The 19,856-nt window shown below is 71.9% G+C and carries 15 protein-coding genes; 9 read left to right on the top strand and 6 right to left on the bottom strand.

Annotated features, from left to right (window positions below; genetic code table 11):
• Positions 1–77 precede the first annotated feature (77 nt).
• Positions 78–1,316, top strand: coding sequence for a M20 family metallopeptidase (locus BGP79_RS06660; protein WP_083701660.1), 1,239 nt, complete (start codon positions 78–80; stop codon positions 1,314–1,316).
• 29 nt (positions 1,317–1,345) lie between these two features.
• Positions 1,346–2,578, top strand: coding sequence for an alpha-hydroxy acid oxidase (locus tag BGP79_RS06655; protein ID WP_076693997.1), 1,233 nt, complete (start codon positions 1,346–1,348; stop codon positions 2,576–2,578).
• Positions 2,579–2,655: 77 nt separating this feature from the next.
• Here the strand turns inward: BGP79_RS06655 and BGP79_RS06650 are convergent, their stop codons facing one another.
• Both BGP79_RS06650 and BGP79_RS06645 read right to left on the bottom strand, forming a co-directional pair.
• The gene (locus tag BGP79_RS06650) at positions 2,656–3,216 is read right to left on the bottom strand and encodes a hypothetical protein (RefSeq protein ID WP_143588329.1); all 561 of its coding nucleotides are present in this window, start codon (positions 3,214–3,216) and stop codon (positions 2,656–2,658) included.
• A complete protein-coding gene (locus BGP79_RS06645; protein WP_076693993.1) occupies positions 3,213–5,156 on the bottom strand; it encodes a primary-amine oxidase in 1,944 nt (647 codons plus the stop codon). Before BGP79_RS06645 ends, BGP79_RS06650 begins: the two co-directional genes overlap by 4 nt.
• 151 nt (positions 5,157–5,307) lie before the next feature.
• Between BGP79_RS06645 and BGP79_RS06640 the strand changes: the two genes are divergently transcribed.
• From BGP79_RS06640 to BGP79_RS06625, 4 genes are all read left to right on the top strand, one after another.
• Positions 5,308–5,910, top strand: coding sequence for a TetR/AcrR family transcriptional regulator (locus BGP79_RS06640; RefSeq protein ID WP_076693991.1), 603 nt, complete (start codon positions 5,308–5,310; stop codon positions 5,908–5,910).
• 208 nt (positions 5,911–6,118) lie between these two features.
• Positions 6,119–7,096 carry a helix-turn-helix domain-containing protein gene (locus tag BGP79_RS06635; protein ID WP_076693989.1) on the top strand — a complete coding sequence of 326 codons (978 nt, stop codon included), beginning with the start codon at positions 6,119–6,121 and terminating at the stop codon, positions 7,094–7,096.
• Between the two features lie 135 nt (positions 7,097–7,231).
• Positions 7,232–8,752 (top strand): APC family permease, encoded by a 1,521-nt coding sequence (locus BGP79_RS06630; RefSeq protein ID WP_076693987.1) that lies wholly within the window; start codon positions 7,232–7,234, stop codon positions 8,750–8,752.
• Positions 8,753–8,819: 67 nt separating this feature from the next.
• The gene (locus tag BGP79_RS06625; RefSeq protein ID WP_076693985.1) at positions 8,820–10,244 is read left to right on the top strand and encodes an aldehyde dehydrogenase family protein; all 1,425 of its coding nucleotides are present in this window, start codon (positions 8,820–8,822) and stop codon (positions 10,242–10,244) included.
• A gap of 484 nt (positions 10,245–10,728) precedes the next feature.
• On the opposite strand, the gene BGP79_RS06620 is transcribed toward BGP79_RS06625, so the two are convergent.
• On the bottom strand, positions 10,729–11,730 hold the full coding sequence (locus BGP79_RS06620; protein WP_076693983.1) for an AsnC family protein: 1,002 nt from the start codon (positions 11,728–11,730) through the stop codon (positions 10,729–10,731).
• Between the two features lie 121 nt (positions 11,731–11,851).
• Between BGP79_RS06620 and BGP79_RS06615 the strand changes: the two genes are divergently transcribed.
• From BGP79_RS06615 to BGP79_RS06605, 3 genes are all read left to right on the top strand, one after another.
• Positions 11,852–13,129, top strand: coding sequence for a M20 family metallopeptidase (locus BGP79_RS06615; protein ID WP_076693979.1), 1,278 nt, complete (start codon positions 11,852–11,854; stop codon positions 13,127–13,129).
• 62 nt (positions 13,130–13,191) lie between these two features.
• A complete protein-coding gene (locus tag BGP79_RS06610) occupies positions 13,192–14,571 on the top strand; it encodes an MFS transporter (RefSeq protein ID WP_076693977.1) in 1,380 nt (459 codons plus the stop codon).
• A gap of 134 nt (positions 14,572–14,705) precedes the next feature.
• The gene (locus BGP79_RS06605; protein ID WP_076693975.1) at positions 14,706–15,569 is read left to right on the top strand and encodes an SDR family oxidoreductase; all 864 of its coding nucleotides are present in this window, start codon (positions 14,706–14,708) and stop codon (positions 15,567–15,569) included.
• Between the two features lie 69 nt (positions 15,570–15,638).
• Here the strand turns inward: BGP79_RS06605 and BGP79_RS06600 are convergent, their stop codons facing one another.
• From BGP79_RS06600 to BGP79_RS06590, 3 genes are all read right to left on the bottom strand, one after another.
• Positions 15,639–17,141 (bottom strand): amino acid permease, encoded by a 1,503-nt coding sequence (locus BGP79_RS06600; protein WP_076693973.1) that lies wholly within the window; start codon positions 17,139–17,141, stop codon positions 15,639–15,641.
• Positions 17,142–17,197: 56 nt separating this feature from the next.
• Positions 17,198–18,409, bottom strand: a complete 1,212-nt coding sequence (locus BGP79_RS06595; protein ID WP_076693971.1) for a zinc-dependent alcohol dehydrogenase — start codon at positions 18,407–18,409, stop codon at positions 17,198–17,200.
• 68 nt (positions 18,410–18,477) lie between these two features.
• A complete protein-coding gene (locus BGP79_RS06590; protein ID WP_083701659.1) occupies positions 18,478–19,854 on the bottom strand; it encodes a glycosyltransferase 87 family protein in 1,377 nt (458 codons plus the stop codon).
• Positions 19,855–19,856 lie beyond the last annotated feature (2 nt).

Below are 19,856 nucleotides of genomic sequence, written 5' to 3'. Positions count from 1 at the left end.
GCTGCCGGACGCCCCTGACGAGGGACGGAGGACGCGAGTAGGGTCGGAAGACCGACTCCCGGATCCGAAAGGGCACCGTGAACGCCTCCTCCGCCGATCTGACCGCCTCCCTGCTCGACGACGCCCAAGCGCTGCATCCGGACATCGCCGATCTCCGCCACCGCCTGCACCGGGAGCCGGAGGTGGGCCTGGACCTGCCCCGCACGCAGGAGAAGGTGCTCGGCTGGCTGGACGGCCTGGGCTACGAGGTGACCACGGGCACCGACACCACCTCGGTCACCGCGGTGCTGCGGGGCCAGGGCGCCGCCGAAGGCGAGGACCGGCCCGTCGTGCTGCTGCGCGGTGACATGGACGCCCTGCCCGTGCAGGAGGAGACCGGCCAGCCCTTCACGTCGGAGATCGACGGGATGATGCACGCCTGCGGGCACGACCTGCACACCTCGATGCTCGCCGGTGCCGCGACCCTGCTCTCCGCCCGCCGTGATCGCCTCGCCGGCGACGTCGTGCTGATGTTCCAGCCCGGCGAGGAGGGCTTCGACGGGGCCGGCGTGATGCTGCGCGAGGGCGTGCTGGACGCCGCCGGCCGCCGGCCGGACGCCGCCTTCGGCATGCACGTGGCCAGCGCGCTCGCCCCCACCGGCGTCGTCTTCTCCCGCCCCGGCACCATGATGAGCGGATCCGCCGGGCTCGACGTGACCGTCAACGGCGTCGGCGGCCACGGGTCCATGCCCTTCAAGGCGAAGGACCCGGTCACCGTCGCCGCGGAGATCGTGACCGCGCTGCAGAACCTCGTGACGCGCCGGTTCGACGTCTTCGACCCGGTGGTCATCACCGTCGGCTCCCTGCACGCCGGCACCAAGCGGAATATCATCCCCGACGACGCGCGGATCGAGGCCACGCTGCGGTCCTTCTCCGACACCGCGCGTGCCCGGCTCGCCGAGATCGTCCCGCCGCTCGTGCGGGGCATCGCCGAGAGCCACGGGCTGACCGCGACCGTCGAGTACCACGACGAGTACCCGGTCACCGTCAACGATCCGCACGAGAGCGACTTCGCCCGCGGCGTCGTCACCGAGCTGCTCGGCGACCGTCGGTACGCCGCCATGCCGAACCCGCTGGCCGGCTCGGAGGACTTTTCCCGCGTCCTCGCCGAGGTCCCCGGCGCGTTCCTGTTCCTCTCCGCCGTGCCCGACGGCGTCGACCACGAGACGGCGGCGTTCAACCACTCCGCACGGGCGACCTTCGACGACAACGTGCTCGCCGACGGCGCCGCCCTCTACGCCCGGCTGGCCATCGACCGGATCGCCGCCGGCCGCTGAGCCCATCGGTTCCACCCGAGGAGAACGTCGTGCAACGCCACCTGCCCAACCTGCGTGAACTGCGTCCGCTGCTGCGCGTGGAGCCGCCCCGACTGGATCGCCGGGCCCGGCTGGCGAAGACCGTCGACGTCCCCGATCTGCGCCGGATGGCCCGCCGCCGCACACCGCGGGCGGCCTTCGACTACGTCGACGGTGCCGCCCAGCGGGAGCTGACCCTGGCGCGCAGCCGGGCGGCCTTCGACGCCGTCGAACTGCTGCCGCGCATCCTGCACGGGACCGCGACGGTGGACCTCTCGACCACGATCGCGGGCCGGACGTCGGCGCTCCCGTTCGGCATCGCGCCCACCGGCTTCACCCGGTTCATGCAGGCGGAAGGGGAGGACGCCGGGGTGGGCGCCGCCGCGGCGGCCGGCATCCCGTTCACCCTCTCGACGATGGGCACCCGTTCCCTGGAGCAGGTGGCCGCGGTCGCCCCGGGCGCCCGGCGCTGGTTCCAGCTCTACCTGTGGAAGGACCGGCAGAAGTCCCTGGACCTGCTCGAACGCGCCCAGGCGTCGGGGTTCGACACCCTGCTCGTCACGGTGGACACGCCCGTCGCCGGTCAGCGGCTGCGCGACACCCGGAACGGCATGGTCATCCCGCCGCGGCTGTCGCTGGCGACGATCGCCGACGCGTCGTACCGCCCGGCCTGGTGGTTCAACTTCCTGACGACGGAGCCGCTCGCCTTCGCGTCGCTGTCCGGGTCGAGCCAGGACCTGCCGTCCCTGATCAACTCGATGTTCGATCCGACCCTCTCCCTCGACGACCTCGGCTGGATCCGATCGGTGTGGCCGGGCCGGCTGTTCGTCAAGGGCATCCTCACGCCCGAGGACACCCGGCGCGCGCTCGACACCGGGGCCGACGGGCTCGTCGTCTCCAACCACGGCGGCCGGCAGCTCGACCGGGCGCCCGTCTCGCTCGAAGCACTGCCGGCGGTGCGCGCGGAGGCCGGCGACGACGTCGAGATCATCCTCGACTCCGGCATCCTCTCCGGCGCCGACATCGTCGCTGCCCTGTGCGCCGGCGCGGACTTCACCCTGATCGGCCGCGCCTACCTGTACGGCCTGATGGCCGGTGGCCGGGCGGGGGTGGACCGGGTGATCGAGCTGCTCGCCCGGGAGATCGAGGTGACGATGCAGCTGATGGGCGCCGCGAGCATCGCCGACCTCGGTCCCCACCTGCTGGGAACCCGTCGATCGGACGCCGCCGCGCCTGTCCGCTGATCCGGGTGTTCCCGTCGCTGCGGGTCGGTGCCGGCCCACCCGTCCACCGGTGGCGGACGGACCTGTCGGTGCCGCCGTCAGCGGGAGACGCGCAGGGCGAGCGCGGCGACCCAGGCGATGACGACGTCGAGGGCGGCGACCGCGAGCATGGCCGCGGAACCGGGCAGCGCGACAGCGGCGGGCGTGCCCGATACCCCTCCGGCCGCCCCGTGGTGGGCGAGGTGCACGGGACCGAGGGCGAGGACGACGTACGCCACCGCCATCGCCAGGCTCATGCCGATCACCGTGCCGAGCGCTTGGGGGCCGGGCGAACGCCAGGCCGTCGCGGCGCATCGCGCACACCCGAGCGTCATCAGGGCGAGCACGACGGCGACAACGGGCGCGTGCCCGCCCGCCGCCAGCAGCGCGGCGTGCGCGAGGACGCCGAGCGCCGCCAGCCCGACCGCACCCCGCCGCAGCAGGGCCGCGAGCCCGGAGACGGAGGCCCGTCGGCCGCCCCCGTCGTGAATCCGTCGGTTCTCCCCTGAGTCCGCCGGAAGAGACCGGGGCGTTCGGGCGGAACCGGCGGACTCACGCCACGGCTGAGACGCACCCGGCGCGGCGGGCACGGAGGTGACGGCCACCGCCGAGGCCGTCATCGGTGGCAGTGGCCGCCGGAGGAGGGCGCCGGCACGTCGAGCACCGGGGACCGGTCGAAGAACCCCTCGGGCCGGAGCCGGAACCCGACGGTGTCCACGGGCATGATCGGCCAGTCCTCCACGCGCGGGAAGTGGGTGAGCCCGAAGGTGTGCCAGACGACGACGTCCTGCGTGTCGATGTCCCGGTCCGCCTCGATCCACTCCGGGATGCCGCCACCGCCGGCGTGCTGGTTGACGAAGTCGCCGGTGGGGTAGTGCTGGTCCTCGTCGTACCGGGTGACCCACAGAGCCTTCGTCGTGAACGCCGCGCGCCGGCTGATGGACGAGTCGTCGTCGGCCAGCAGCGTCGGATTGCCCTCCGCGTGCAGTTTGTAGCCGACGGGCTCGCCCAGCCGGTTGCGCGACTGCGGGTTGGTGACCACCCAGGACCGGCCGACGCCGGGCGCCGCATCCCGCGCTGCCTCGGACTCGCGGGCCAGCACGGTGCGCTTGCGGGTGAAGGCGTTGCCGCGCAGGTTGTCCGGCCCGGTGGGCACGCGCACGGCGTCCTCCTCCTCGACCCGGCTCGGTCCGTCGTCGAGCGCGAAGTCCAGCCGCGCCCCGAACAGGTGCTGGTGGAACGGAGCGCCCAGGCCCGGCGCCATCTCGGAGGCGTAGGGATAGCCGTCGCCCGGGTAGGCGCTGGTGAAGACCACGCCGGTGGCCTTGGCCTCGAACTCGATGGTGCCGTCCAGGTAGAGGTACCAGTAGAACCCGTAGTCGTAGTTGCCGACCGTGGTGAAGAAGGAGATCACCAGACGCCGGTTGCGCCGCGTGTAGGCGATGCCGCTCCACAGGTCGGTGTGCTTGGCGAGGATCGAGGCGTCCTCCTCGTGCAGGCAGATGCCGTTGCGGATCTCCCGCGGCCGCCCGTCCGCGCCGGCGACGACGGGGGAGAGGTAGTGGATCTCGCCGAGGCAGTCGCAGCCGAGTTCCAGGGAGTTGGCGAACTGGCCGACCAGATACTCGCCGGTGTCGAAGTAGTTCTGCCACGAGCGGGTGGGCGCGGGGTCGCCGTAGGGCACCACCATCTCGGCGATGGACGCACGCCGCAGGATCGACCGGACGCGGTCCCCGTCGCGGAAGCCGATGTCGTGCAGGACGATGCCCTCGCGCACGTCGAAGCCGATGTCCAGGCTCCACTTCTCCCACTCGACGTGGTTACCGTCGGTGACGGTGAAGCTCGGCCCCTCCGGCTGGGTGATCTCGATGGGCTTCTGGGTGGTGCGCAGCGGCCCGGTCAGCTCCGGGTCGGTGTAGTTGCCGTGCTCGGCGGGCACCGGGACGACGCCGAAGTCGAGCACCTGATCGACGGTCTTCGCCGCGACGTCGACGTAGGCCACCAGCCCGTCGACGGGGTGGGCCCACGCGGAGTCCGTCTCGTGGTGCTGGACGAAGGCGAGGCCGCGCAGGATCCGTCGCCCCTTCTCCTCCGGGTACTCGAAGACGCCGGCCGAGAGCGGGGCCACGCGGACCTGCGCGACGTCGAGCCCGCGCTTGCCCAGGGCAGCCAGCCAGTCCGGGTGGGTCGACAGGATCTGCTCGACGACCTCGAACTCCTCCTCGAGCACGGGCAGTTCGCCGGTGACGGCGGTGTCCAGCTCGATCACCTCGTCGACGGTGCCGCGGGTGACGGAGAGGCGGACGTCCTTCGGCGCGGCGCCCTCGGTGTCCAGGAGGAACACACGGAACCGGCGGTCGGCGGCGCCGTCGTCCGCCGACGGGGAGTCGCCGCGCGGGGGATCGATGAGGCCCAGGTAGGCGACGCGGACGGATCCGGGCAGATGCCCGGCGTCCGCGAGGATCTCCCGGGCGCGGGTGATCTCCTCGGTGCTGATCAGCCGGTGCCGGCCGTCGGCGGAGGTCGGGGCGGCGGTGGCGGTCGGGCGGGTCTCGGTCATGGGGCGGCCTTCGTCGAGAGGGAACACGGCCGGTGTGATCCACGCCGCATGTTTTTTTCTATGGTTGTAGAGAATAAAGAGCCGGTCCGGCCCTGCGCAAGGGGTCGCGTAGATTCGACAGCACCGGCGAGGCTGACGAGGGAGGGGACCGATGCCCAAGGTGGTCGACCACGACGCGCGACGGACCCACCTGGTCGAGGCGACCTGGCGGATCATCGCCCGCCGTGGACTGGAGCGGGCGACGCTGCGGGAGGTGGCCACCGCGGCGGGCTTCGCCAACGGCGCGCTCAAGCCCTACTTCCCCACCAAGTCCCACCTCGTCGAGGCGACCTACCGGTACGTCTTCGCGCGCACCAATGAGCGCGTGGCCGCCACCACGCGGGGTCTGGACGGGCTCGACGCCCTGCGCGCCTTCGCCCTCGAGGTGCTGCCGCTGGACGAGGAGCGGCTCGACGAGGCCCGCGTCGTCATCCCGTTCTGGCAGAGCGCGGTGCACGACGAGGCCCAGGCCCGCGTCAACGCCACCGCCATGGAGCAGTGGCGCGGCTGGATCGCCGGCTGGCTGACGGTGGCGCGCGCCGACCGGGGCGGCGGGCAGGGCGTCGGCGCCCGGGATGCGGCCACCGACGCCGAGGCCCTGCTGAACTTCCTGCTCGGCGCCCAGATCAGCGCCGTGCTGGCCGGCAGCGCCCCGACCACCCCGCTGCCGGAGCAGCTGGACGCGCTGCTCGACGCGCTGACAGGGTCGGACTGACCGGTTCCGGACCGCCCACGGTTCCGAGGTGGACGATCCGTCGTCCCAGCTGGATGCCCTGCTCGCCTCCTGAGCCGGGCCACAGGTTTATCGCCGGTTGGAGAAAAACCCGTGACACGGGCGTGAGCGCGGCGTACGGTGGTCGCACGGCGCTCCACCGCCCTCGATCCCGCGCCGCCGACAGTGCCCACCCGTCCGGAAGTGGCCCATGTACGAGATCCAGCACGCCGACTCCTTCGCCGCCTGGCGTTCCCTCGTCTCGTCCTCGTTCGTCCCGCTGGAGACCGACCCCGTGCGGCCCGGCCCCTTCTCGGGGCGGCTCGGCGGTCAGGTGCTGCGCGACGTCGGGCTCATGCGTGTCGAGGCCGGCCCGCACACGGTGCGGCGCACCCCGGGTCTGGTCGCGTCCGCACCCGCGGCGAACTACAAGCTCAATCTCCAGCTGAGCGGACACGGGCTCCTGCTGCAGGACGGCCGCGAGACGGTGCTGCGGCCCGGCGACCTGGCCATCTACGACACCGAGCGGCCCTACACCCTCACGTTCGACGGCGACTTCGAGACGCTCGTGCTGATGTTCCCGCACAAGCTGCTCGGCTTGGCCGCCGAGGACGTCCGGCAGGTCACCGCGGTGCGGATGGACGCGGGGCAGCGGCTCGGCCGGGCGGTCGCCCCCTTCCTCAACCAGATCGCCGCCATGCTGCCCGAGCTGGAGGGGCCGGTGGGGCAGCGGCTCGCGCTCAACGTCGTCGACCTCGTCGGTACCGTGCTGACCGACGAGTTCTACTCACGGGCCGGTCAGGGCCTGGACGACAACGCTCGGGCGGTCCGCCGCATCCAGCACTACATCGACGTACACCTGCCGGATCCGGCCCTGGACCCCGGGACCGTCGCCGCGGCCCACTTCATCTCCACCCGCACCCTGCACAAGCAGTTCGCCGCGACCGGGCACACCGTGGCCGGCTGGATCCGGGAGCGGCGGCTCGAGCGCTGCCGCCGCGACCTCGTGGACCCATTGCACGCGGACGTGCCGGTCGGCGTGATCGGCGGCCGCTGGGGACTGCCGGACGCGTCCCACTTCAGCCGCCTGTTCCGCACGGCCTACGGCGTCTCGCCCGCCCAGTACCGGCGCGATGCCGACGGCCAGCCTCGTTCCACGGCGGTCGCCACGCCCGCGCTGACCGGCTGAGAGCGGCCGAACCGGCGCGTTTCGTCAACACCCGTGCCCGGAACGTCAAGACCGGCACCCGCCCCTCGCGGAAGAGTGAGACACCTCACGATCTCACCGTGTCCGGCCGTTCCCGGACGCAGAAAGCGGGTCACCATGACGGACGTCCGCACCCCCGCCCCGGTCCAGGAGGCGCAGCTGGGCACCCGGCGTCTCGGCGTCCCGGCCCTGGTGTTCATGATCATCGCGGCCTCCGCGCCGCTCACCGTCGTCGCCGGCGGCGTCACCAGCAACTTCGCGGTCACCTCCGTGCTCGGGGTGCCCCTCTCCTTCCTCGTCCTCGGTGCCGTGCTCATCGTGTTCTCGGTCGGCTACTCGGCGATGAGCCAGCACATCCACAACGCCGGCGCCTTCTACGCCTACGTCGCCCGCGGCCTCGGCAAGCCCGCCGGTGTCGGCTCCGCCTGGGTGGCCCTGGTCTCCTACAACACGATGCAGATCGGCATCTACGGTCTGTTCGGCTACGCGCTCGCGTCCCTGCTGCAGTCCCTCACCGGCGCGGACCTGCCCTGGTGGGGCTGCGCGCTGGCCGGCTGGGTCGTCGTCGGGCTGCTCGGCATCACCAAGGTCGACCTCTCGGCGAAGGTGCTCGGCACCCTCGTGGCGCTCGAGTTCGTGGTCGTCACGGTCTACGACCTGATCGCCGTCGGCGCCGCTCCCGAGGGCGTGAGCCTGCAGTCCTTCGAGCCGTCGTCCCTGTTCACGACGGGGGTCGGCGCCGTGCTGTCCTTCAGCATCGCCGCGTTCATGGGCTTCGAGTCCGGCGCGATCTACAACGAGGAGGTCAAGGATCCCCGGCACACCGCGCGCCGGGCCACGACCATCGCCATCGTCGTCATCGCCCTGTTCTACGCCGTGTCGGCGTGGGCGATGACGGTCGGGGAGGGCCCGAGCAACGTCGTCGCGCAGTCGGCTGAACAGGGTCCGGGCCTCGTGTTCGTCTTCCTCGGCCAGTACCTGCCGGTCTGGGCGGTCGACATCGCCAACGTCCTCTTCGTGACCAGCCTGTTCGCCGCCCTCGTGGCCTTCCACAATGTCGTGGCGCGCTACTTCTTCTCGATGGCGCGGGAGGGCGTCCTGCCGCGCGCTCTCTCGCGGACCAACCCCCGCACCCAGGCCCCCGTCGCCGGCTCGGTGGCCCAGTCCGTGCTCGCCCTCGTGGTCCTGATCGTGTTCGCCGTCGCCGGTGCCGGCAGCGAGCTCGGTCCCCTGTACCCCGTGCTGACACTGTTCACCTGGCTGACCAACATGGGCGCGTTCGGCCTCGTGCTGCTGATGGCGGTCACGTCGATCGCCGTCGTCGGCTACTTCCGCCGCCACCCCACGTGGTACGGCCTGTGGACCCGCAGCGTGGCCCCGATCATCGGCGCCGTCTGCCTGACCATCGTGTTCGCCCTGATCGTCGCCAACTTCACCGTGCTCATCGGGGCGCAGGGCGACGCGGTGCTCGGCTGGCTGCTGCCCGCCCTCGTCATCGTGCCCGGCATCGTCGGCGTGGCGTGGGCGTGGCGCCTGCGCACCACCCGACCGTCCGTCTACGCCGGCATCGGCCGGGGCGGCACGCTCGATGACGACACCTCCGTCTCACCCGTCGTCCCGGCGCCCGATCGCGTCTGACCCGCAGTTCTCTTCGTCTCCTCGTCCGACATCCCGACTCCCGTCTCGCCGATCCCAGGAGGATCCCATGACCAGCACCACCACCGCGTTCTCCACCGCTGCCGACCTGCTCGCCGCCGTCACCGACGACGCCGGCCGGACGATCACCGACCCAGCGACCGGGGAGGAGGTCGGCCGGGCGCCCGAGCGGACCGCCGCGGATCTCGACGCCGCCGTCACGGCCGCCCGCGCCGCCCAGCGGGGGTGGGCGGCGCTGTCCCACCCCGAGCGCAGCGACTACCTCAACCGAGCCGCCGACGCCGTCGAGGCCTCCGCCGAGGCGCTCGCCGAACTGCTCTCCCGTGAGCAGGGCAAGCCGCTGAACGGGCCCAACGCGCGGTTCGAGGTCGGCGCCTGCGCGGCCTGGCTGCGGACCACGGCCGGACTCGAGCTCGCCCCCGAGGTGCTCGTGGAGGACGGCGACGCCCGGGCGGAGCTGCACTACCGGCCGCTCGGCGTCGTCGGCGCGATCGGCCCGTGGAACTGGCCGATGATGATCACCGTCTGGCAGATAGCCCCCGCCCTGCGGATGGGCAACACCGTCGTCGTCAAGCCCAGCGAGTACACGCCGCTGAGCGTCCTCGCCCTCGCCGCCGTGATCAACGAGGCGCTGCCGGACGACGTGCTCACCGTCGTCTCCGGGGGCCGCGAGGTCGGCGAGGCCCTGGCGTCCCACCCCGGCATCGACAAGGTGATGTTCACCGGCTCGACGGCCACCGGCAAGGCCATTATCCGGTCCTCCGCGGACACCGTGAAGCGGCTGACCCTCGAGCTCGGTGGCAACGACGCCGGCATCGTGCTGCCGGACGCGGACCCGGAGGCCATTGCCGAGGGCCTGTTCTGGGGCGCCTTCATCAACACCGGCCAGACCTGCGCGGCACTGAAGCGGCTCTACGTGCACGAGGACATCTACGACGACGTGTGCACCGCGCTGACCGAGGTCGCGAAGCAGATGCCGATGGGCCACGGCCTGGACGAGCAGAACGTGCTCGGCCCGCTGCAGAACAAGGCGCAGTACGACATCGTGGCGGGCCTCGTGCAGGCGGCGAAGGACGGCGGTGGCCGGGTGCTCGTCGGCGGGGAGCCGGAGGCCGGGCAGGCCGGCTACTTCTACCCGACCACCCTGGTGGCGGACCTGGACAACGACAACCCGCTCGTCACGACGGAGCAGTTCGGCCCGGCGCTGCCGATCGTCAAGTACGCCGACGTCGACGAGGCCGTGGCCATGGCGAACGGGCTCGACGTCGGGCTCGGCGCCTCGGTGTGGTCGGCCGATCCCGCTGCCGCCCGCGAGGTGGCCGGCCGGATCGAGGCCGGCACGGTGTGGATCAACAAGCACGGCGAGGTGAACCCGCTCGTCCCGTTCGGCGGCGCCAAGCAGTCCGGTTACGGGCTCGAGTTCGGCGTCGAGGGCCTCAAGGCCCTGGGCAACCCGCAGGTGATCAACGGGTAGTCGGCGTCTGGCGGGCGTCGGGCGGGTGGCCGTCTCGGCGCCGTTGCCGTGAGTTAGCCGGTCCTGCCCGTCCCATCTCGTGAGTTAGCGGGTCCCGCCCGAATACGGTGCTCTTTGAGCATGGCTCTCGGGCAGAACCGGCTGACTCACGCGTCGGTGGGAGCATCACTCGCTGATCAGCGGTGAGTCCGTCACTTCTGCCCTGCGTATCTCGTGAGTCCGTCACTTACGCCCTGCGTATCTCGTGAGTCCTTCACTTACGCCCTCAGGCCCTGGTCAAAGACCGGGGCGAATGGGCGGAACTGACGGACTCACGGGCGGGGGGGCTCACTCAAGACGTCGCCCGCGTGCGGTCATCATGCGTCTGCGTGAGTTAGTCGGTTCTTCCCGAATACGGTGCTCTTTGAGTGGGGCGTTCGGGCAGAACTGACGGACTCACGCGCAGGACGCAGCCGATGCCGCACGCAGAACGCACCGTGCGGCGTCACTCCCCGCCGGGCACCGGGACGACGCGGCCGGTGGCGGTCGAGTCCTCCCGCAGGTACCAGCCCATCCGCTTGTGGGTGCGCACCCCGACGTCGGACTCGATCACCTGAGCGCCGGGCGCGGCCGCCTGCATGCCGGCCTCGACGTCGGCGATCTCGGCGGGACTGCGCAGCCACAGGAAGAAGGTCAGGTTGGTGTCGCCCGTGGTCGACGCGCACAGCCGCAGCGTCCGGTGGCCGCGCAGGAACGCCAGTGCGGCGTCCAGCTGGGCTGGGGAGACGCGCACGTACCACTGGCATGCGACCGGGTAGCCGGAGAACTCCTGGGCCAGCTCGCACCGGACGGCGACGAGCCCGGTCTCGATCGCCTGCCGGATGTGCCGGGCCGCCGTCGTGGGATGGCTGCCGGTGGCGGCGGCGACCTGCGTGGCGGTGGCCCGTCCGTCGCGGGAGAGTGCGACCATCAGCTCGGCCAGGTGCGGGGGCGTCGCCCCGGGCGGCCGGGGGTGCACGGGCGCCAGCGCCGCCGTCCGCCGCTGCTGGGCGGGGGAGAGCACGTCGAGGCGCCAGTTGTTCCCCATGGCGTACAGGCGGCTGGCGACGGTCACCTGGGTGCGCAGGATGGCCGGATCGGCGCGCACCAGCGGCAGCACCTCCCGGGTGAACCGCTGCCACGTGCGCGTGAGCACGGTCAGCCGCACGTCCCACGAGCGGGCCGACTCCTCGACAGTGGCGATCTCGGGAACGGCGCACAACCGCTCGATCACCTCGGCGCGATGCCCCGGCCGGCACTCGATGCTGACGAAGGTGACGCACCCGGGATTGCTCACCGATCCGAGGTGTCCCGTGACCCACGCGCGGCCCTCCGCGTGCATCCGCTCCCAGCGCGCGGCGAGCGTACTCGGGTGCCGGCCCAGCACGTCGGCGAGCTGCGTCCAGGTCGCGCGCGGGGCGATCTGCAGCGCGTGGATCAGCTCCAGGTCCTCCAGCGGCGATTCCATGCAGGATCCTCCGGTTCCAGCGACTGTCGGTGCAGTATTCCCACGATCTCACGATCGGTGACCCCGCTCACACCACGCTCGGGGGAACCGCGACATCGTCCGATCGAAGGAAACCCCGCGCATGAGCCTCCCCTCGTCCTCCGCCGACCTGACCGCCGGGCTGCTCGACGACGCCCGGGCGGTGACCGGCGACGTCGCCGACCTGCGCCACCGGCTGCACCAGGAACCGGAGATCGGGCTGACGCTGCCGCGCACCCAGGAGAAGGTGCTCGAGGCGCTCGACGGACTCGGCTACGAGATCACCACCGGGACGGAGACGACGTCCGTCACCGCGGTGCTGCGCGGGACCGGCAGCCCCAGCAGCACCACCAGCACCGACGGCACCGACGAGGCGGACGCCGCTCGTCCCGTCGTCCTGCTGCGCGGCGACATGGACGCCCTGCCCGTCCAGGAGAAGACCGGGATGCCCTTCACCTCCCGGATCGACGGGGCCATGCACGCGTGCGGGCACGACCTGCACACCGCCATGCTCGCCGGGGCCGCCCGCGTGCTGGCCGGCCGCCGGGACCAGCTCGCCGGCGACGTCGTGCTCATGTTCCAGCCGGGGGAGGAAGGGTTCGACGGCGCCGGGGTGATGCTGAAGGAGGGCGTGCTCGACGCGGCCGGCCGGCGCGCGGACGCCGCGTTCGGGCTGCACGTGATGAGTTCGATGGCCGACGGCGGCACGCTGATGTCCCGGGCGGGCTCGACGATGAGCGCCTCCGACGGCCTCATGGTGACCGTGCACGGCGCCGGCGGCCACGGCTCGGCGCCGTTCGCGGCGAAGGACCCCGTGACTGTCGCGGCCGAGATGGTGATGGCCCTCCAGTCGATGGTCACGCGTCAGTTCGACGTGTTCGACCCGGTCGTCGTCACCGTCGGGGTCCTGCAGGCGGGCACCCGGCGCAACGTCATCCCCGAGACGGCCCGGTTGGAGGCGACCATCCGCTCCTTCTCGGCGGCGGCCAAGGCGCGGCTGAAGGCATCGGTGCCTCAGCTGCTCGAGGCGGTCGCCGCCGGCCACGGGCTCACCGCGACCGTCGAGTACATCGAGGAGTACCCGCTCACCGTCACGGACGAGACCGAGAGCCGGTTCGCCCGCACGGTCGTCGGGGAACTGTTCGGGCCGGACCGGCACCAGGACATGGCCCACCCGCAGGCCGGCTCGGAGGACTTCTCGCGTGTCCTCGCCGAGGTACCCGGTGCGTTCCTGTTCCTCTCGGCGGTACCCGCGGGCGCCGACCACACGACCGCCGCATACAACCACTCCCCGTACGCCCTCTTCGACGACGCCGTGCTCGCCGACGGCGTCGCCCTCTACAGTCGCCTCGCGATCGACCGGCTCGCCTCGCTCGCCTGATCCGCCGCACCCGCCCGATCCGCCGCACCCGCCCGCACCACGCTCACCCCAGGAGAAACCCCATGGTCACCAACGCCCACCCCGCCGCGCCCCCTCCGGGCGGCGGCGCCACCTCCACCGCGACGGCCACCCCGAAGCGCGCCGGTCTCGTCCAGACCCTGATCGGCACCGGCGCGGGCAACGCCGTCGAGTGGTACGACTGGGCGATCTACGCGACGTTCGCCTCGTTCATCTCGACCCAGCTGTTCAGCAAGGCCGACCCGTCCAGCGCCTTCCTCGCGACCCTGGCGATCTTCGCGGTCGGCTTCGTCGCCCGCCCCTTCGGCGGCTTCCTGTTCGGCTGGATCGGCGACCGCCTCGGCCGCAAGACCGCCCTCACCCTGTGCGTGGGCCTGGGCTCCCTCGGTTCGCTCGCGATCGGCCTGACGCCGACGTACGAGTCCATCGGATCCTCCGCCTCCCTCATCCTGCTCATCGCCCGCCTGGTGCAGGGTCTCGCCCACGGCGGTGAACTGCCGAGCGCCCAGACGTACCTCTCCGAGATGGCGCCCGCCTCACGTCGCGGTTACTGGGCCTCCCTGATCTACGTCTCCGGCACCATCGGCATCCTGGTCGGCACGCTGCTCGGCGCCGTCCTGTCGACCGTGCTGCCCACCTCCCAGATGGCCGCGTTCGGCTGGCGCATCCCCTTCATCCTCGGTGCCGTCCTCGGGCTCGTCGCCCTCGTGATGCGGGCCCGGATGGATGAGTCCGAGGTGTTCGAGGCGGAGAAGACGGCCGCCCTGCCGGTCGTCGGCCAGGACGGTACCGCGGTGGCTCCGGCGCGAACCGGCCTGTTCGCCGACCTCGCCGCGCACTGGCGGCAGGCACTGCAGGTGATCGGCCTGACGGTGGGCGTCACCGTCGTCTACTACGTCTGGGGTGTCTCGACTCCGGCGTACGCCATCAACGTGCTCAAGATCGAGCCGACCGGCGCCCTGTGGGCCGGCGTCGTGGCCAACATCGTCTTCATCGTCGCGCTGCCCTTCTGGGGGAAGCTCTCGGACCGGATCGGGCGCCGGCCGGTGCTCGCGATCAGCGGGCTCGGCTCGGCCGTGCTGTTCTTCCCGGCCACCTGGCTGGTGCACGACGCGGCCTGGCAGCTCGGCCTCGGCATGTCCGCCATGCTCATCTTCATCGCCGGCGCCGCGGCGATCGTGCCCGCCGTCTACGCCGAGCTGTTCCCGACGTCGGTGCGCACCATCGGGGTCGGCATCCCGTACTCCATCGCGGTCGCGGCCTTCGGTGGCACCGCCGCATACCTGCAGGCCGGGTTCGCCACCTGGTTCCCCGGCGCGGGCACCACGGTGTTCGGCATCTACACGATCGTCCTGCTGCTGGTCAGCTCCGCGACCCTGCTCACCGTCCGGGAGACGAAGGGCAAGGAGCTGCACGGCGCCTGAGCGGAAGGCGGCGTGATCATCCGCCGTCAGGGAACGGTCGGACGCGGCCCGTAGGCTGGCCCGAGCGCGGCCGTCCCCGGCTGCGGAAGGACATCCGGGCCGATCGGTCCGGCACCCACGACGAGGGAGCGGCCATGAGCGAGTCACCCACGAGCAGTACGGCGGACGACGGCGCGGACGGCGGCCGGCGGACGGTCGTCGTCACCGGCGCCAGCGACGGCATCGGCGCCGCGATGGTGCGCAGTCTGGCCGCCGCGGGGGACCGGGTGGTCGTCGTCGGGCGCTCCCCGGAGAAGACCCGGGCGGTCGCTGCGGAGATCGACGCCCCGTACCTGTTGGCCGACTTCGCGGACCTCGCGCAGGTGGAGCAGCTGGCCGTGCGCCTGGCCGACGAGTACCCGCGCATCGACGTGCTCGCCAACAATGCCGGTGCGGTGTTCAACCAGCGCACCCTCACCGGGGACGGTCACGAGATGACCTTCCAGGTGGACCACCTGTCCCCGTTCCTGCTGACCACGCGGTTGCTGCCCGTGCTGACCGCCAGCCGGGCGCGGGTGATCACGACGTCGTCCGCGGCGAACCTGTGGGGCCGGGTGCGCATCGACGACCTGGACAAGGAGCAGGGCTACAGCTCGCAGGCCGCCTACGGGGCGGCCAAGCTCGCCAACATCCTCTTCACCCGCGAGCTGCACCGGCGCCACCACGGGGACGGCATCACCGCCACCGCGTTCCACCCGGGCGGGGTGGCGACCAACTTCTCCGTCGAGTCCGGCAACTGGTTCAGCTGGGTCTACGGGCCGCTGTTCAACCGGTTCCTGCTCAGCCCCGCGCAGGGCGCGGACACCGGCGTCTGGTTGGCCACGGCTCCCGAGGGGGAGTGGACCTCCGGGCAGTACTACGCCAAGCGCAAGCCTGCCCGCACCAACCCGCAGGCCAACGACGTCGTGCTCGCCCAGCAGCTGTGGAACCGCAGCGAGAAGCTGATCGCCACGGCCTGACGCCGAGAAACCGCGGGCCCGTCGTCGGACGGGCCCGCGGATTCGGTCGATGCCAGGTCGAGCGCCGGGTCAGCGACGGCCGGACGGAGCTCCCGCCTCGGTGTCGTCGGCCGCCGTGTCACCGGTTGCCGCGACCTCGGGCAGCCCGTGCCGGTGCACGTGCCGCTTCGAGAACTCGTACCCGAGGTTCGTCCCGACGACGATGACCACGCCCGCGATCAGGCTGTAGTACCAGTGCGGGTTGGACTGGTCGAACATGATGTACAGCGCCACCGCGCCGAGGAACACCAGCGCGATCACGTTCGTCGCGGGTGCGCCCGGCAGCCGGAAGTCGACCGCGTGGGCTCGTCCCCGGGCGACCGCGCGCCGGTACCCCAGGTGGGAGACCAGGATCGAGATCCAGCCGAAGAGGATGAACACCGCACAGGCGCTGAGGATCACCTCGAAGGCGGTCGAGGCGCCGAGGGCGAAGATCAGCACGATGCCCAGCAGGTAGACGCCGAGCACGGACAGGATCGCCCCGGCGGGCACCCCGCGGGAGGAGACCCAGACCGTCGCCCGCGGGGCCTGGCCGTGGGCGGCCATGTTCCGCAGCACGCGCACGCTCGAGTAGAGGGTGGCATTCACCCCGGAGATCGCTGCGGTGAGCACGACGAAGTTCATGATCCCGGCGATGCCGGAGATGTTCAGCGACGCCAGCGCGGTGACGAACGGCGACTCGTCGCCGGAGTAGCGGTCGGCGGGCAGCAACAGCGAGAGCACGAGGATGGACCCGAGGTAGAACAGGCCGATCCGCAGCACCACCGAGTTGATCGCCCGCGGCATCGAGCGGGCCGGGTCGGCGGCCTCCCCGGCGGACACGCCGACCGTCTCGATCGCGGAGAAGGAGAACACCACGCCGCCGAGCACGACCAGCAGCGGCAGCAGCCCGCTGGGCGCGAAGCCGCCGTCGGCCCACAGGTGGGAGATCGACGCGGTGGTGGGGGCGTGGAAAACGTCGCCGGCGACGACGAGGACGACGCCCGCCGCGAGGAACAGCAGGATGGCGAGGACCTTGATGGACGAGGCCCCGAGCTCGATGGCACCGAACCACTTCACCGACAGCAGGTTGCAGCCGACGATGGTCAGGGCCGCCACGAGTGACGGGATCCAGCCGGGCAGGTCCGGCCACCAGTACTGCACGTACACCGCCAGGGCGGCGATCTCGGCCACGCCGGCCACGGCCGCGAGGGTCACGTGGATCCACCCGGTCATGAAGGCGAGGCGGTCGGAGACGAACTCGCGGGCGTAGGACACCCAGGCCCCCGTCGTCGGCCGGTAGATCACCATCTCCCCGAGGGCGCGCATCATCAGGTAGACGACGACGCTCACCACCAGATAGGCGAGGATCAGGGCCGGGCCTGCGGCGGCGAGGCGCTGACCGACGCCGAGGAACAGGCCGACGCCGATCGCTCCGCCGATCGCGATCATCTGGATCTGCAGGTTGCCGAGGGACTTCCGGTAGCCGACGTCACCCCGGTCCTCGTACGTGGGCATCGGCCCCGTGGCCGGCTCGCTGGGATCCAGGCGCATGGTCCTCCTCGACGATGGCAGGCCGCTCACGCCGCGGGTGCGGCGGGCGGAACCGCTCAGCCTACCGTCAGCTCCGTCTTCAGCCATCCTTCCTCCCGCCGGTCGAAGGACTCGTAGGCCTCGACGGCGCTGGTGAGGGGCTCGTGCTGGGTGATGAGCTTCGTGGGGTCGAACAGCCCGGCCGCGACGATGTCGAGCAGCGGCGGCGTCACCGTGTGGTGGTTGCAGTTGCCCATCTTGACGATGAGGTTCTTGTTCATCGCCTCACCGATCGGGAAGGACGTCAGCGCCGGCGGGTAGACGCCGATGATGCCGAGCCGGCCGCCCTTCGCCACCGAGCCGACGCTCCACTGCAGGGCCTGCGACGGCGCGTCGCCGGGCACCCAGTTGTCGCCCTGGACGTTCGTCTCGGGCGCGACCTGCTCGCGCTCGGCGTCGAACTGCTCGGCCTGCTCGTCGCCGGCCTTCTTCGCCGGGCCGTCCCACGGCCGCTGGGCGTCCACGCCGACGGCGTCGATCACCGCGTCCACGCCGATGCCCTGGGTGGTGTCGAGGATCGCCTGCACCGGGTCCTCGGCGTTGAAGTCGATGATCTCCGCGTTCTGCCCGAGGGCGGTCGCGAGCCGGGACGGCTGGCCGTCGACGGCGATCACGCGGCCCGCGCCCTGACGGAACGCGGAGGCGATGGCGAACTGGCCGACGACGCCGGCGCCGAACACGGCGACCGTGTCGCCCCGGTTCACGCCCGCGAGCTCGGCCCCGAACCAGGCGGTCGGGAAGATGTCGGAGAGCAGGATCGCCGCGTCGTCGGAGACGTTGTCCGGTAGCGGGATGAGGGTGTTGACCGCCCACGGCACGCGCACGTACTCGGCCTGCAGGCCGTTGACCGGGCCGGTGGCCTGGGGGCCGCCGAAGAAGGACGTGCCCGCGAGCGGGCCGTTGGGGTTGGCGACGTCGCACTGGGCGGTCAGGCCGCGACGGCAGTTGCGGCAGGCACCGCAGGAGATCGTCGAGTTGATCAGCACGCGGTCGCCGGGGGAGAAGCGGCGCACGGCCGGGCCGACCTCGGTGACGACGCCGACGGCCTCGTGCCCCAGGATGGTGCCCTCGACCATGCCGCTCATCGTGCCGCGGATGAAGTGCAGGTCGGTGCCGCAGATGGCGCTGCGGGTGATCTGCACGATCGCGTCGGTGGGTTCGAGGATGCCGGGATCGTCCACCGTGTCGAGCCGGATGTCACCTTCGCCGTGCCACACCACTGCCTTCATGGGTCTGTCCTCTCGCCGTGGGTCACCGGGGCCACGAGGCCGCCGATCTCCCGTCCCACGCTACACAGTCAGCATGCTGATGGTAAGGCCACCGAGAGATCGGCTCGCCGAACGGCCAGGCGGCGCACGCCGACCACCCAGCAGGCCAGCAGCGTGACGCCGCTGATCCCGCCGAGTGAGGCGAGCACCGCCGAGAGGCGGCTGGTGCTGACGTCGACGTCCGAGCCCGTCCACAGGGCGAGGACCTTGGGGGAGATGAGGAAGAAGACGGTGAACACCGTCAGCGCCGTCGCGTGCACCCGCTGCCAGGCCCGGGGCGAGGCCGAGCCCGGCGTCTTGCCTGCTGCCCGGATCCGGCGGTGCACCAGCACTCCGGCCGCGGCGATGAGCGGCCACCACACCCAGTGGTGCGACCACGAGATCGGCGAGACCAGCAGCATCAGCAGGGCGGCCGTGGCGATGCCGAGCCACGGGGCGTCGAGGCGCTCGCTGCCGCGGATCACCCACCACGCGGCCACCACCAGCGCCGCAACGATCGGGATCCAGACGATGCCGGCGACGGACGTGCTCAGTCCCAGCTGCTCGAGCGCGCCCCGCACGGCGACGTTGTCCGCGTACTCGAACCCGCCGATGCGCCCGGTCTCCCGGATCGTCTCGGACCAGAACTGCGCGCTCGGTCCGGGGAAGACGAGGAACGCCAGCGCGACCGTGCCCGTGAAGCCGCCGGCCGTCCACGCCAGCCCCCGCAGGTCGCGACGGGCCAGGAACCAGAGGCCGAAGGCGAGTGGGGTGAGCTTGATGCCGGCGGCGATGCCGATCAGCACGCCGCGGGCCCGGCCGGTCACCCCGAGCAGGTCGACCAGGCACAGCAGGGCCAGGGCCGCGTTGATCTGCCCGAAGAACACGGTGTCCCGCCACGGTCCGGAGACGAGGATGACCACGGTCAGCCAGATCACCGGGACGACGGCGTGAGCGAGGCTGCGCGGTGCGGCGTCGGCGTGCTCGGCCCGCCACCAGCGGGTGATCACGACGGCGGCGAGGACCGCGGCGAGGACCGTCACGGCGACCATCAGGTGCAGCCCGTCCCCGTAGGACAGCAACGCCGTCGGCCCCAGCGCCATCGCCGCGAACGGCGGATAGGTGAAGGGCATGCCGCGGGGCCCGTGCAGGCCCTCGGACGGCCAGTACAGGTCGCCGTTCATTCCGAGCAGCCCGTAGAGGGTGGCAGCGCCGGTGCGGTAGACGCCGTAGTCCAGGCCCTGCGGCGGCCGGACGGCCGTGAACCACCAGATCAGCAGGACGACGGCCGCGGCCAGGTGGAGCACGACGGCGAACGGGGAGGTGGTGGCCGGTCCACGGAGGGCGGCGATGCGGCCGGCGAGGGACGCGCGCGGGGCCACCGGCGCGGGCGGCCCCTGCGGTGCCGTCACTCGCTCGCTGGTCATTC

The sequence above is a fragment of the Tersicoccus sp. Bi-70 genome, from assembly GCF_001968825.1.
Taxonomy (GTDB): domain Bacteria; phylum Actinomycetota; class Actinomycetes; order Actinomycetales; family Micrococcaceae; genus Tersicoccus.
This window is presented reverse-complemented; position numbering and strand designations above follow the sequence as displayed.